The sequence below is a fragment of the Rahnella sp. PAMC25617 genome (genome assembly GCF_050606005.1).
GTDB classification, from domain to species: Bacteria; Pseudomonadota; Gammaproteobacteria; order Enterobacterales; family Enterobacteriaceae; genus Rahnella; species Rahnella variigena.
In genome coordinates this window covers 442,396-457,564 of sequence record NZ_JBOCUM010000003.1, presented here as the reverse complement: position 1 = coordinate 457,564, position 15,169 = coordinate 442,396, and the positions used below count along the sequence as shown (strand labels likewise).

The window sequence follows — 15,169 nt, the reverse complement described above, 5'->3', positions numbered from 1 at the left end:
GATTAATCATAATCAGCAAAAAAATTATTGCCCTTCATTTTTATGAAGGGCAGCCTCAGTACTTACTCTTCGCCAGTCTTCTTCTTATCCACATGCCCCAGCGGTCTGTCCGGGAAACAGATATCGCGCACGCGCTGTTTGAGCGGCGCGGCATCCGGAAAACCGCCGTCGCGTTTGCGTTCCCAGATAATTTCATCATCGACTTTGATTTCGTAAATGCCACCGGTGCCGGGAACCAGCGTCACGGAAGCCAGATCGGTACTGAACGAATTCAGCAGTTCCTGCGCCATCCATGCGGCGCGAAGCATCCAGTTGCATTGAGAACAATAAGTGATGGTAATAGCAGGCAGTTTTTCCATGGTGCTGACCCTTTTTGGAAGATTTTATCGATGTTTTAGAAAGCAGATATTAGTGTCCGCTACAGACCTGCGCCAGTTGTTGTCTAAGCCACTGATGCGCCGCAGAAAGATGCGAGCGTTCGTGCCACGCGGCGACTTTAGTAAAGCCGGGAATGTCCAGCGGTGGCGGCATGACTTCCAGCCCTGTGACGTCGCGCACCAGCCGTTCCGGTACCACGGCGATCAAATCTGTGGTCTGTAAGACCGGCGGCAGCACCAGAAAACTGTTTACCGACAGCACCACATTGCGCTTTTTACCCAGCGCCTGAAGCGCGGTATCCGTCACGCCGGTAAAATTCTCTCCGCTCAGCGACACCAGCGCATGATCGTACTGACAAAAAGTCTCGAGCGAAATCGTCCCTTGTTCCAGCGCCGGATGGCCTTTGCGCAGCGTACAAACATAGCGCTCATCGTATAAATGGCGGATATGCAGATCAGGCGGGGTTGTCTCCGGCGTCAGCAGCGCGAGGTCGATTTCACCGCGCTCCAGCCGCCCCTGGATGGTCGAATCCTCAACCCGCTGGACTGACAGATGAATGCCGGGCGCCAGCTTCTGTAGCAGGGAAAAGAACGGCACGATAATCACACTTAGCGCGTAATCGGTGGCGGCGAGGGTAAACGTCATCTCGCAGTCAGCGGGCACAAAGACTTCCGGTTGCAACAGCGCCTCGATTTCCGCCATCACCCGTTTCACCGGTTTAGCCAGCGCCAGCGCGCGTTCGGTCGGTACGATGCCGTAGCGCGCCCGCACAAATAACGGGTCGTCAAAACTTTCCCGCAGGCGCGTCAGCATGCTGCTCACGGCGGGTTGAGTCAGGGAAAGACGCTCTGCGGCGCGGGTCACGTTGCGTTCGTCGAGCAATGCATCGAAAGTCTTTAGCAGGTTGAGGTCGAGACTTTTCAGATTGCGCATGGGCAGGGCACCGATTGAGTTATAACGAAATTTGATACGCACTATAATATTTCTACACTTCTGCTTATAGCTCTTTGGCAGCACTCTGAGTGCTGAATGTGCCAATCCACCGAGGAAATATTATGTCTGCACTATTTACGCCGTTTACGTTGAAAGACGTCACCTTAAAAAACCGCATTGCGGTTCCGCCTATGTGCCAGTATTCCGCCACTGATGGCGTGCCGAATGACTGGCATCAGGTGCATTACGCCACGCTGGCACGCGGCGGCGCGAGCCTGGTGATTGTCGAAGCGACGGCGGTTTCACCGGAAGGCCGTATCACACCGGGATGTCTGGGGATCTGGAACGATGAACAGGCTGCTGAACTGGCGAAGATCGCCAAATCCATCAAAGCCGCAGGCGCAGTACCGGGGATCCAGATTGGTCACGCAGGCCGCAAAGCCAGCGCCAATCTGCCATGGGAAGGGGACGACCATATTGCTGAAGGCGATCCGCGTGGCTGGGCGACCATTGCGCCATCCGCGGTAGCATTCGGCAAACATCTGCCAAAAGTGCCGAAAGAAATGACCAAAGCCGATATCCAGCGCGTGATGGCCGATTTTGTCGCTGCCGCAAAACGCGCACGCGATGCCGGTTTTGAATGGCTGGAACTGCATTTCGCCCACGGCTATCTGGCGCAAAGCTTCTTCTCCGTGCATTCCAACACCCGCACCGACGAATACGGCGGTGATTTCGCTGGTCGCAGCCGTTTCCTGATTGAAACTTTCGATGCCGTGAATGCCGTCTGGCCGAAAAACCTGCCGATCACCGCGCGTTTTGGCGTGATCGAATACGATGGCCGTGATGAAGAAACCCTGGCGGAATCTATCGAACTGACCCGTATTCTGCGTGAGAAAGGGCTGGATATGCTTAACGTCAGCGTCGGTTTCTCGACCTGGGAAGCACAGATCCCATGGGGTGCTGGTTTCCTGGCACCGGTGTCGCGCCGCGTACGTGCCGAAGCCGGTTTACCGGTGGCAAGTTCATGGGGCGTCGCTTCCGCTGAAATCGCCGAGCGTTGTATCAGCGAACAAGATATGGATCTGGTGATGATTGGCCGCGCTATGCTCGCCAACCCGCATTATCCGTATGCGCTGGCGAAAGAACTGGGCGAGGACAACCCTTCATGGGTTCTGCCTGCGCCTTACGCGCACTGGCTTGAGCGTTACAGCATCAGCTGATATTCGTTTTACATCAGCGCATTAACTGACAGGCAGAAGCTTTCTTCTGCCTGTTTTTTTGTCCGGCGCTCAGATATAAAAATAATGAATATTTATCATCACGAGCGGTAATTTCCGTAATATCTCAGCGATGCGTATTCTTTGTGAACACCAGCCAGCGGGCTGTTCCACAGATAAAAAGGAAACACACATGAATGCGATTAACTGGCCACAGGGCTATATTCCCGGCGAAACCGACAACTTCGCATCTAACGAAATGATCATCACCGGTGTGACCGTGGAAGAACTCTGGGCACAACTCGATAACACGGCCGCCTGGCCGGTTTACTACAGTAATGCATCTGATATTGACTTCCACGACGGCAGCGGACCGGGCCTGAGCGACGGCGCACGTTTTCGTTTCAGCACCTTCGGTTTTCCGGTGGAAGCGCAGGTTAATGAATACGTCCCGCCGGTCAAAGGCCAGCCAGCGCGAATGGCGTGGCACGGCTGGGCAGAAGGCGATGCCGACACCCGTCTCGACGTGCATCACGCGTGGCTTATCGAAGAGCTGTCCGGCGGCCGCGTACGTATCCTGACGCAGGAAACCCAAAATGGAAAACCCGCACGCGAACTGGCAATAACGCGACCTAACCCGATGATCAACGGTCATCAGGAATGGCTGGACGGGATGATTAAAGCGGCGCGGGGATAAGTTAATATATGCGTGTTTATAAAATAAAATGGCGGGAATAACCCCGCCTTTTGTTTGATTTTAATAAAAAATGGATTCAATTACAGCTTTTTATATTAAAGTTATCTTATTAGAATTTTTGTCTTCCACAGATGTTATTATGCATTCAGTTGGGTTAAGGTCTTTGTCGTACTGACATAGGTTTTTACAACCCTAAATATTTTATCTTTTAATGCGTTCCTTAATTGGTAGTCGAAGGGTTTTGTTTTCTCATTTTGATACTCTAAGGTATTTTTAAAGTAAATCTCCCCAGAGAGATATGCTTCAACCTTAATAGGTAAACCAGTTGAGTTGGATTTATGGCTTGATATAACATCACCTGTTTTACTGTTAATTTCTTTATCTAAAAGTCCATTTTTGTCATATGTATATGACAATGCTCCAAACTTATCTGTTTTGGAAATTATTTGACAAGTACTGTTTAGTTTTAAAACTATATCAGATGTATTACCCATATCTGACACTTCAGTCCCCAATAAACCCTCGGTTGCTTTTCTCATTGTCATACTATAACCAATTGTAAGGTTTTTTACGTAAAAACTATCAATGCATCCAGATTTATCAAGTGCTAATTCACTTTCGTATGTAACCTCACCATTATTTTTTTTGATAACGCTATGAATAGACTTTACATTCCCTCTCACAGCATCGAAATCGTACATGGTAGCGAGATTTAAGACGATTGGGTTATATGCTGGGAGTGAGTCAGCATGAATAGTGAATGAACCCAATAGTAATAAAAGAAAATAGTTTTTTAATTTCATGTTGATCAGTTTTATTTATCGATAAATTTAACATTAGTTAACACTTTGTTCTTATCAAATGTCAGGATGAGTGTTTTATTAACATCCCGGTTTATTGGTACTATAAGAAAAATGTGGCGCTCTGTTTTCTGAGAGTAATAAATCCATGTATCTTTGAAGTTATAAACCTCCGGAGATGTAGGGGCTCCAAGTAAACCTATGACTTCTTTCTTTGTTGTTTTGCCTACCACAAATGATTCATTAATATTCTTTTCAGAATAGTCCCTTAAAACAGTTTCTCGCGTTTTGTCTATATTACTTAGACACCCCGTAATGAGTAATGATAATGTCGCTACTATAATTAATTTCATTTTTCAAGTCCTTTTATATTTTTTTCAATATAGGCATTGTTTTCTTTATCATAAACAATTTCTGTGGCGTACATTACGCAATAACCTGATTTGTCTGTTGTGTTAGCTCGGAACTGATAGAGTGCCTTTGATTTTGGAATGAATTTCATTTTTATATGGCAATTTAAGCCATAAAATATTTGAGTTTCTTTTTCCGGTATAAGATAAGTTTCAAAATATCCATCCGCGTAGATATTATTATATTTAGGGGGTTTTACGAAACCAGCATCTTTTATAAATGAAGTCATAAAGTTAGGCCAGTGATCCAGTATGAGTTCATCTCCCCTTGATTTTTCAGAGGTGTTTTGGCTGAGTGAAAAATAATAGGGGTTACCTACAAATCTTACTTTTGCTGCATTTTTCGTATCAGATGGCGGGGTGTATAAAGTATGTACTCTTTGGGGGAAGAGAGCGCAACCGGAAACAAGAGTAATAAGGATCATTAGAACTTTTTTATAATACATACGAGAAAACTCCCTTATAAATGATGATTTTTTAGTGTATTTTCTTTTTTGGTTTGTAATTTTTTTGACCAGTAACGATTTTTTTCCTGACTAAGACTTACCCTTTTTTGAAGGCTGGCGGAGTACTTGACGATGGGCTGAGTAGGAATGAAGGATAAAAGATCCCGGCGACTTGACCGGGATTAAAATCAGCATAACCATTTTCTAAATTGCATTAAAATAAAGTCGTACGCATCATCTTCTTTAACAAAGGAAGCGAGCATACAAGGTATGTCTCTTTCAACGTAATAAACAACCCAAAAATCCGATTCTCTGACAACGCAGATACAATCGCTGTTTCGCAATGCTCCTAAAGAATAACTATTCTTATTTACACCTAAGATATCTAATTGAGTTATAAGTTCTTCCGCTTTCATTTTTCTACCTTTTTCATATAGTCATTATCCAAATACCATTGTACCGATTGAGGCAATTCATACTGAGTTCCTGTACCTTTTTGTCCAAACCACGGCAAAATGTTTGATTTAGGAACATCTGGTACTGGCTTAATAATTTCGTATTGGAAATATGGTTTGGTTGTTTCATAAGATGAAGGTAACGCTCGATTCTCGAACGGGACACCAACAGGTGATACAAAACTACCTCCAGGATAACCATAGCGATCAACAACCGTTCCTGTCGGTAAAGTTACTTGCTCAACGGGTCCATAAGCACCTCGATTAGGTGGCCAAATCCCCAGCGATTCCTGAATAGCCCCTTCAGCCTTAATAAACTGGCTAAAATTAGATGACTCACGTGATTTTTTGCTAAGAGCTATATTCTCTTTTACGTAGTCTGCTAATGAGTTAGTAGATTTCGCGGTTTGTTCTGTTACAGAACTACCTTTTCCACTAAACGTCACTTTACTTGACGGCACAACTATTCCCGTCAATATTCCTGCCAGATTCTCCAGGGCAACCTGATCGCCCTGAGAGGCTTTCACTGCTGTTGTCTGGATCGCATTCCATGCATCACCACTAACCAGTGAATTAAGAACGTTTCCAGCGGCCTGATCTTTCTTGCTCAGGTCACTGATGGCTGTGCTGCAATAACTGTCGCCTGTTGCACAGCTTGCAAGTGCCATAGCCGCATCCAGTATCGTATCACCACCGGCCATCGCGACATCACCCGCTTCACTCACTGCGTTCAGCACGCCGTTGGTTAGCTGAGAAGCAAGATTGTCCCCCATCTTTTCACGCACGTGAGCTTTCATTTCCTCAGCGCTTTTTTTCACCGCTGCCCGCGCTTTGTCTCCACTCAGTGAGTTATTCTCAACCTCATTCTTCCCGCCCTTAGCCCCATCAATCCCCGAGCTTACATCTCCTCCGACTACGCCACCGGCGATCCCCGAGGCTAACGTTGCCAGCGCAACTACGCCTTGTTTCTCTTCTTCGCTCAGATTTTTGATGTCTTTGCCGGGATAGAGCGCTTCGGCGATGTACTTCGCGCCTGCGGCTGAAAGCCCGGCACCGGCCGCGCCTGCTGCCGCATTGCCGCCTTGCATGTCGGCGACGACGGCACCGGCCAGCGCGTGGCTGATGATGCGTTCAGCGCCTTCGGCGGTATGGGTTTTGATGTATTCAGCCATGTAAGGCGCGGCTGCGCCCGCCACGGCGGAGCCCCAGTCGCCGCCCGTCAGACCTTGTATGGCGGCGGTGATCGCCTGTACGGCTTTCTGTTTATCGCTGCCGGTGCCGTAGTCGTTTAGCGCCGTGTCGTAGGCGCGTCTGGCGATGTCTTCACTGGTTGGCGATTTCCCTTCGGCTTCCAGCGCGGCTTTCGCCGCGGCGAGATTGTCGGGATTTTTCGCCGCTTCCTGTGCCGCGATTTTCCCTTCGGTGCGCACGATGTCCGCGACCTGCGAGCCAATCTGCGCGATGGCGCGGTTCTCATCGATGCGCTGCTGTTCTTTAGCAGCATCGAAGATCGGCGCCAGCGTGCTGTGGGCGTTGTCGGTGTCGCGGCTTAACTCAGCAACATCCTGCGTCTGTTTCTCTTTATCGCGGATGACGATCGTGCCGTCCGCGACAGCGGAACCGGTGGTGCTGGCGGCGCTGCCGTCGTTGTTCAGCCCGGCGAGCATGCCGTTAGCCATATTGCCCATGAACTGTGAGGCGGTGTTGCCGCTGGAGCTCATGCTGGCGCTGCTGCTCTCGACGCTGTAATCGGCTTTGTTGCGGATGTCGTTCCAGCCCAGCGTGCCGGTATCGAGGCGGTTTTTGTCCGACGTGGCACCGGAGGCAATCACGCCGCCGTTAAGCTGGGTGTGGTTGCCGACGGTGATGTCGAAGCCGCCGCTGCCCGCGAATATGCCGCTCTGGTCGGTGACGCTGGCATAGTCGGCGTTCATTTTGTCCTGCGTCAGGCTGATGTACCCGCTGCCGCCACCGCCGCCCCAGGTGAAGCTGCCGCCCGCTGCGGCGCTCTGCTGTTTCGAATCGAAATGTTCGGTGTCCTGCAGGCTTTCGACCGTCAGGTTGCGGCCAATCTCAGCGGTGATCTGCTCACCGGAAACCTGTGCGCCCCTGATGTTCAGATCGTTACCGGCATTGATGTTCAGGTTGTTGCCTGCGCCGATTTCGGAATTGGTCCAGGTGGTGCCGTCGCCGTGGTTTTTGCCTGCGGCAGCGTTGACGTCGGCGAAAATGCTCAGCCCGGCTTTTTCACCGCTGATGCCGAAACTGATGCCGATATCGCCGCCGGCGCTGCTGTTTTTGCCGGTGGTTTTTTGGGTGTTATCGGCCGCCAGCAGATTGATGTCGTCGGCCGCGGACAAGCTCAGATCACCGTCAGCTTTGATTTTGCTGCCGATAACGTTGAGGTCGCCCTCGCGTGCTTCGATCGTGGCGCTGCCGCCAGCCATCACCGACGAACCAGTGGCGGCGCGTTGATCGGTTATTTGCTCGGATCGGCTTTCCTGATGGCTGATGGAGGCCGAGATGCCGATAAAGCTATTTTCCCCGCTGTTGTTGCCGTCGAGCTGGGTACCCTGATACGCCTGATAGCCGTTCAGTCCGGCTTTGATGCCATCAAGTGCTGCCATCCGGCCGCTGCTGTCATCACTGGCACTTTGTGCGGCGGTATAGCCGCTGTTAGCTGCTGCACCGGCGGTACCCGACAGGGCGATGTTCAGGCCGGTGGTTTTTTGCTCGAAAGTCTCTTTGCGGTGCAGGGCGTCCTGACCGGGGTCAATCTGCACGCTTTTGCCGCTGATCAGCATGTCCTGAGTGGAGATCACGTCCGAGCCGCTGACGTGGACGTTGTTGCCCGCCATCAGGCTGATGTCGCCGCCGAGGCTGCCAATCGAGCTTGCGCTCTGGCTTTGTGTGGTGCCGTCTTCGTTGACGCGGTGGCGGGTTTCGGTGGTACCGAGGGTGAAGCCCAGTCCGCCGCCGCTGAACAGGCCGCTTTTTTTCTTCTCATCCAGACGGTAGGCGGATTGTTCTTCGGTGGACGCCAGAACGTTGATGTCGTTGCCTGCCAGCAGGCTGACATTGCTGTCGCCGATGACGCTGGATCCATTAACGTTGAGGTCGTGACCGGCCATCATCGAAACATTGTCGCCGCCGAGCTGAGTACCTTTCTCGTGAGTCGCGTAATCTTCGCGCACTGTGTGTGTGGTGGTTTTTGAGAAAATACCGCCCGAGGTTTTCGTCTGCTCGAAGAAGGAATAATCGCTTTCCGTGACGCTGTTAAGGGTGATGTCGCGTCCGGCGGTAACAGCCAGATCGCCCGTAGCATCGACTTGTGCGCCATTGAAGGTCACGTCCTGACCGGCCTGAATGCGGGTGTCGCCGCCGCTGGTCAGTCCGGTGCCTTGCTGACGGATTTGCTCATCGATCTGCTGTTTTTTCTTGCCGTGAGATTCGCTGTAGCTGCTGATGGCTTCGGCGTTCAGATTAACGTCACGTCCGGCCGCTAATGTGGCGTTATTGCCCGCACTCATGCTGGCTGCCTGCGAATTAAGGTCACGACCGACCACCAGCGTTAAATCTCCACCTGCGTTAAGCGTGGTGTTATCCACCAGGCTGAGGCGTTGTTCGCTGTTGCTGGTTTTGCTGCGGGCGCTCTGTTCCTGCGTTTGCAGGTTAATGTCGTTGCCGGCTTTGAGCGTGGCATCGCCTTTTGCGGCAATCTGACTGGCGCTGATGTTCAGGTCATGACCGGCCTGCATGGCGAGGCTGCCACCAGCGGAAATGCTGCTGGCCTGCGTGTCGGTACTCTCCGTCAGGGTGTTCTGGCCGCGAGAACTGCGCTGGTCAAGCTCACGGGTCTGGTTGGCGCTGATATTGATATCGCCGAGCGCCTGCATGGCAAGATCGCTGCCTGCGCTGAGGTGTGCACCGGTGATATCGATACTTTTACCGGCGTACATCGACAGGGAATCGCCCGCCGTGATTGAGGCCATATCGCCGGTCTGGGTGTCTGAGAGGGCGAGGGTATCGACGCCGGATTTACCCGCAGCGTTCCACTGGCTGGTCAGTGTCTTGTTGATCAGGTTGCCGTCGAAGCTGACCAGCGAAACGCTCTGGCCGCTGATGGTCGAGCCGATGTTACTGATGTCGCCAAGCGCGAACAGGCTGAGATCGCCACCCGCTTTCATCAGCCCGGCATCGAGGTTATCAATGGTGCTCTGGCCCGAAACGTAAAGACCGGAGCTGGCCTGCATCGTCGAACCGCTGTTGGTGACCGTGCCGCCCGCCAGCTGAATATTGTTACCGGCGATCACGCTGCCGGTAGCCGGGGCGACATCTTTCGGGGAAAGGTACAGTTTGGGGATCAGCACATTCTGGCCGTTCACTACGCTGTTTTCCCACCACAAAATACTTTTATCCAGTGAGGCCACTTGTGCCGCGGTCAGCGCCACGCCAAAGGATAAACCGAGTGACTGTTGCGCGAGGGCAGCGTTATCCATCAGATATTGCATCTGCGCCAGATCGGAGCCAAATCCGTTGATGTAGCGGCTGCCGGTGGTGTTAATCAGCGCGTTGCTGACGTAGCGGGTATCGAATGCCGCATCCCCGAGGAAGCGATAATCGTAATCAGGGTGCAGATTCAGGCGGTCGAGGAAATAGGCTGAGCCGATAAACGAGGATTCTTCCGTGTACTGGCGGCCGGTTTCACGTGGCGCGACCGGCGCTTTCATTCCCTGCATCGCATAGATTTCGTTGAACAGGCTGTTATCCAGTTGTCCGAGTCCGTCCAGTTTCGGATTGGTGATAATGAGATACGGACTTTGCGGGTCGGTGCTCACCACGAAATAGCCGCTGTTGCTGGTGGGCAGCGGGTAATCGCTGCTGTTGAGCGTCGTGCCGCCGTTCAGGGTTTGCAAGGCATCGGCAATACTGTCACGCCATTGCGGGGCGGTGATCTCTTCCTGTGAGGCGCTGGCCAGATCCTGCGACGATGCACCGGTGAATTCAGCCGGTGCGCTGAGGGAATTCAGCGCAGGGGCAGAAAGTTCATGGCTGATGCTGCCGGCATGGGCAGAGGATGAAGTGTTGCTGATATCGCTGGCAAAGGTAGCGGTCAGGTTGCCACCGGCCTGGATCACCGCGCGGTAAGCGGCGGCATCGCTGCTGGTTTCATAAACCGGTGCGCCGGTCAGGTCAAAACGAACGGTAGTTGATGATGCCTTCTGAGTGGCATATTCCGTCGCGCTCACAGATTCACGGCAACCGGCGGCTTTTGCACAGTTGTAATGATAAATCTGGTAGGCCGAGACGGTGCCGGTGTCGACAGAATTGTTGTTCAGCCGGTCGCCCGACAGCGTCATGTTACCGCCCGATAGCAGGCTGCTGGCATTATTGTCCAGCGTACTGGCCTGCACGGTGAGATCACGGCCTGCTGCAATCCTGGCCGCATTACCTCCCGCCGTTGCCGTCCATGTTTCATCGCTGATGAGGACTTTTTGATCCTCAAGTTGCGGGCTGATCAGTACAAAATAGCGGGTCGTACAGTGGTCGTTGACGCCGCCACCGCAAAGGGTTTCTTTATCGTAGGTCAGTAAAGCGGGATCAATGTCTTTCAGTGAAACGTCAATATAGGCCTGACCCGCCGGGACATACTGATGAGTTTCATGGGAGAAACTCAGCCCGTTGCGTTCATTGAGCAGATGGCCGGTGTAAATCGAGATATCGCCATGGGTTGTTTCGATGGTCCCGGAGCTGTTGACCGTTTCACTGCTGGCATTCCCTGCGGCATCTTTCATCATCCACAGGTTGTTTCCTGCCAGAATGTCGCCCTGAATATTACTGATCCGGTCAGCCAAAAGTGTCATGTCGAGCGCGGAATAGAGCAGGGCGCTGTTGGTCAGTGTGCCGGTGGCGCTCAGAAGCAGGTTCCCGGCAGTGCCGATAAACCCGCTGTTGGCGATATCTGCGCGGCTTTCAAGGCTGACATCACCGCCAGATTGCAGGCTGCCGCTGGCATTCTGCCGGATGTTTCCTGCACGGATGCTGAAGGTGCCGTCACCGCCCGTCAGGGTTCCCTGATTGCTGAAGTTGCCCCCGCTGGTCAGTAAGAGGCTTTGCCCCTGCATCGTGCCGTTTTGGATGAAATCACCTGACGTGCCGACGTTTAATGCCTTTCCCGCCGCCACTGTGCCGTTTTGGGTTAATGCTTCCAGCAACGTCAGCGTGACATTCCCCAGCGCCACAATCTGGCCGTTTTGCGCCAGCGTGCGGCTGTTCAGTGTGATATCGCCTGCACTGAAAATTTTCGCATTGCTGGCGTTGGCGAGCGTCTGTGTCGTCAGGTTGAGCATTTGCGCGGCAAACAACGTACCGGTGTTATTCACGCTGGCCTGATCAAGCGTCAGCGCACCTGCCTGAACCGTTCCGCTGTTTTCCAGCGCATTCCCGCCGAGCGTGGCCTGATTTTGGGCAATCAGCGTGCCGCGGTTGGTCAGCGTATTTGTGATATTCAGGTTAAGGCTGTCACTTTGCAGCCAGCCGGTGTTGAGGAAATCAGGGGCATCAAGGCTTAACTGGCCGCCGGACAGCAAACGTCCCTGATTACTGATGCCCTGCGAGAGCTCAAAGGTGGCGCGCGTCGTGCCCTGCGCGATGCCGTCGTTGTTAAACGTCGTTGCGTTAAGATTCAGCGTGCCGTCGCTGAGGATCACACCACCGGCATGGTTTTGTGCATCGCCGGTCAGGGTCAGATCCATTGATTCCCGCGCCTGCAGGGTGCCGCTGTTATCAAGACGGGCAGTATTCAGTGTCAGCGCGCGGGTTTGCAGTTGTCCTGCGTTATCAAGGTGGCTGGCGGTGATCTCTGTGCTGCCGTTACTTTGCAGTTTGCCGGAGGATTGCTGAGTCAGTGCGTTTTGCAGCGTGAGAGCCAGTCCGTCCACACCAGATATTTCGCCTTCATTATTCAGCGTGTTACCGGAGATGCTCAGGTTTTTGGCGATCCACTGCCCCTGATTGGTCAGCGCCAGTGCCTGAAGTGCCGCCGTTCCGCTGGCAGTCAGTTTGCTGTTTTTACCACTGATGAAGTTCTGCGTGAGCGTGAGTGTCAGCGCATCGGCGCTTTGAATCGTGCCGTTGTTGGTGAGCTGCTGGCCGCTGAGCAAAATATTCTGCCCCTGCCAGATACCGTCATTGACGACGGATTGTGCGGAAACCGACAGGTCGCCCTGAGAGAGCAATGCGCCTTGCTGACTGTTACTGAGATCCTGCAACAACGTCATCGCCAGCGTATTAAGACCAGTCAGCGCACCACGGTTATCCACCTGCGTTTGCTGGATATTAAGCTGGCTGGCCTGCACGGTGCCGCTGTTGGTCAGCCGGTTACCGTTCAGCGCGAGGCTGCCTTCACTGAGCAGGGAACCGCTGTTTTCCAGCGTTTCTGCGCTGATTTGCATCGCGCCATGGCTCATCAGTTTGCCGGTATTATCAAGCTGATGGCTGACCGTGGCCTCAAGTGATTGCTGCCCCAGCACGCTGCCACTGTTGGTAAAATCTGTGGCGAAGAGACGGGCGTTTTCACCCTGAATGATGCCGGCGTTGCCCAGTTGCGTCGCGCTGAGCGTCAGATCTGCGCCGCTCAGCAGACGACCCGACGCCGCATTGCCGAGCGTGTCGGCATGGATATCCAGCAGGGAAGAGCCCTGAATTGTGCCGGTGTTATTGAGTGAATCTGAGGTCAGGGAGAAGCTGTCCGCCAGCAGCAAACCGGCATTATTGAGTTGTGGCAGAGTAAGATCGAGCGCGCCACCGGTGACAATCTGGCCGCTGCTCAGGTTATTCAGCGAGGCGACATCCAGTTGCATGGCGCTGTTGCCCTGAAGGATCCCGCTGTTGATGAGTGAATCCGTGCTCAGACGCAACGTCTCAGCCGACACGTTGCCGCCGTTACTCAGGTTGTCCGCGCGCAGGCTGACATGTTGTGCCGCCGTTTGTCCCTTATGATTAAGCGTAACGGCCTGAATCGCCAGATTGTCCCCGGCGACCTGCGTTCCCTGCAAATCAGCCGATTCCTTCAGCGTTAAGGTCATGTCCTGTTGCGACTGCAAGTGCGCCTGCGTGCTGGTCACCAGCCGGTCTGCGTTGAGTGTCAGCGTGCCGAGTGAGGCCAGCTGGCCGTCAATTTGTGCATCGGACAGATGAAGCGACAACCCGCCGTCGCTGGTCAGTGAACTGTTCTGTGAACCGGTAAAACGATCGCCCTGAAGGGAGACCAGATTGTTTCCTTTGGCGGTACCGGCCAGAGAAAACTGACTGAACGTCAGCCCCAGATCATGTCCGGCAAGCAACTGCCCGTCAGCGTCCAGGTTCAGGGACGAACCGGTAAACGTCAGATCCTTTCCTGCGCTGACCGTGCCGCTGAGGGTGGCGGTTTGTGTGCTCATCGCCAGTGACCCGCCTGACAGCAAGTCTCCGGAATTATTCAGGGTGCTCAAGTCCAGAGTGAAATCGCCCTGAGACTGAAGTTTTCCTTTATTTTCCAGCGTGGCGGCGTGAACAACGGTGTTGCGGCTGGCGGTAATATTTCCCTGATTACTCAGCTTATTACCCGTGAGCCGGACATCCTGCCCGGCAGTCAGGTTACCCTGCAAGGCAAGGTCGCCGTTGCTGGTCAGCTCCACATCACGCTGTGCATCGATATGCGTACTGTTATCCGCCGTTAACCGGGCGCTTTGCATTTTCACCGTTTGACCAGAGGTTATCTGGCTGCCACTTGCCTGCAACTGACCATTGCTGGTCAGGGTGAGATTCTCGTTGCTGGTGATGGTGGCGTTATGCAGCTGCATTTCGCCCTGGCTGTTCATCGCGACGGACTGCGCCTGATGCTTGCCGCTGAGCTGAATGTCCTGCGCATTGGCAGCGAGCGAGCCTGCCGTCGCGCTGTTGCTGAGTGTCAGCCTGCCATTGGCGTCAAGCTGCATATCGCCCTGACGCGCATTGATATTGCTGAGATTGACGCCGACGCCTTTATCGCTTGAAACCAGTTTAATGCGATTGGCATACATGCCGCCCAGCGCGCCGGTGTCGATGGCAACGCGAGGGGTGTCGCCTTTGCCCGCTAACGGCGTGACCTTGCCGCTGGCGTCAACGCGGTTGGCTCCTGCGATCACGGTCAGATCCTGCGCATTAAGTTGCGCATTGATTTCTGTTGCGCGGGAAATCAGAGAGAAATAGCCACTCTGGCTGGCGTCCAGCCCTTTGCCTTCAACGGTGATCGCGCCTTGCGTGACTTCCAGGGATTGCAGTTTGCCGTCAGCACCCAGTACCGGTTTACCGGTGGTCAGGGTGGCATTCGGCGTATTGATAAATCCGCAGCCGTTACAGGTGATGCCGTAAGGGTTAGCAACCATTACGCTGGCGCCTTTCCCCGCCACTTCCATATATCCGTTGAGTTGTGAACGGTTTGCAGACGTGACTTCGTTAATGATGGCTTTGGCTTCCTGCCCGGCCTTCAGATTAGGGTTGTTCTGGATCAGGCCGCCGAGCTGGCTTTGGGTCAGCCGGTCAGTGCCGTTATTGAGGATTAAGCCTTCGGTGCCGACGTTGAAATTCTGATACTGGTTATGGGATACGCCCGCCTGATTCGGTGTCGCGATGTTAACCACCGGCACGCCGTTTCCTGCCTGATCGACCTGCGTCGCGCCGTTTGCCACCTGCACACCTGCCGCCACGGCAGGCATCACCGGCTGAATGGCGAGAAAGGTCATCAGGATGTAACTCATCAGACGACGCCAGACAGCGACCGGCGGTAACGTATTCTTTTCCATTTTCGATAT

The 15,169-nt window shown here is 53.3% G+C and carries 9 protein-coding genes; 2 read left to right on the top strand and 7 right to left on the bottom strand.

What is annotated here, in order from left to right; genetic code table 11:
* Positions 1-62: 62 nt before the first annotated feature.
* On the bottom strand, positions 63-359 hold the full coding sequence (locus tag ACM615_RS04250; RefSeq protein WP_159282609.1) for a SelT/SelW/SelH family protein: 297 nt from the start codon (positions 357-359) through the stop codon (positions 63-65).
* 49 nt (positions 360-408) lie between these two features.
* Positions 409-1,311, bottom strand: coding sequence for a LysR family transcriptional regulator (locus ACM615_RS04245; protein ID WP_207914779.1), 903 nt, complete (start codon positions 1,309-1,311; stop codon positions 409-411).
* 122 nt (positions 1,312-1,433) lie between these two features.
* Here ACM615_RS04245 and ACM615_RS04240 point away from each other — a divergent pair, with 122 nt between their 5' ends.
* Positions 1,434-2,531, top strand: a complete 1,098-nt coding sequence (locus ACM615_RS04240) for an NADH:flavin oxidoreductase/NADH oxidase (protein WP_112290884.1) — start codon at positions 1,434-1,436, stop codon at positions 2,529-2,531.
* A 190-nt stretch (positions 2,532-2,721) separates the two neighbouring features.
* Positions 2,722-3,225 (top strand): SRPBCC domain-containing protein, encoded by a 504-nt coding sequence (locus tag ACM615_RS04235; protein ID WP_129639154.1) that lies wholly within the window; start codon positions 2,722-2,724, stop codon positions 3,223-3,225.
* A gap of 137 nt (positions 3,226-3,362) precedes the next feature.
* Here ACM615_RS04235 and ACM615_RS04230 read toward each other — a convergent pair whose 3' ends face one another.
* The 5 genes from ACM615_RS04230 to ACM615_RS04210 all read right to left on the bottom strand — a co-directional run bounded on the left by ACM615_RS04230 (position 3,363) and on the right by ACM615_RS04210 (position 15,160).
* The gene (locus tag ACM615_RS04230; protein ID WP_431011492.1) at positions 3,363-4,028 is read right to left on the bottom strand and encodes a YnfC family lipoprotein; all 666 of its coding nucleotides are present in this window, start codon (positions 4,026-4,028) and stop codon (positions 3,363-3,365) included.
* 11 nt (positions 4,029-4,039) lie between these two features.
* Positions 4,040-4,378: an outer membrane protein assembly factor BamE domain-containing protein gene (bamE, locus tag ACM615_RS04225; protein WP_426785403.1), complete on the bottom strand. Its 339-nt coding sequence runs from the start codon at positions 4,376-4,378 to the stop codon at positions 4,040-4,042.
* Entirely contained in the window at positions 4,375-4,881 is a 507-nt protein-coding gene (locus ACM615_RS04220) for a hypothetical protein (protein WP_431011491.1), read from the bottom strand. Before ACM615_RS04220 ends, bamE begins: the two co-directional genes overlap by 4 nt.
* 188 nt (positions 4,882-5,069) lie before the next feature.
* A complete protein-coding gene (locus ACM615_RS04215) occupies positions 5,070-5,297 on the bottom strand; it encodes a hypothetical protein (RefSeq protein WP_431011490.1) in 228 nt (75 codons plus the stop codon).
* Entirely contained in the window at positions 5,294-15,160 is a 9,867-nt protein-coding gene (locus tag ACM615_RS04210) for a hemagglutinin repeat-containing protein (RefSeq protein WP_431011489.1), read from the bottom strand. The genes ACM615_RS04215 and ACM615_RS04210 overlap by 4 nt, the downstream gene beginning before the upstream one ends.
* Between the last annotated feature and the right edge of the window lie 9 nt (positions 15,161-15,169).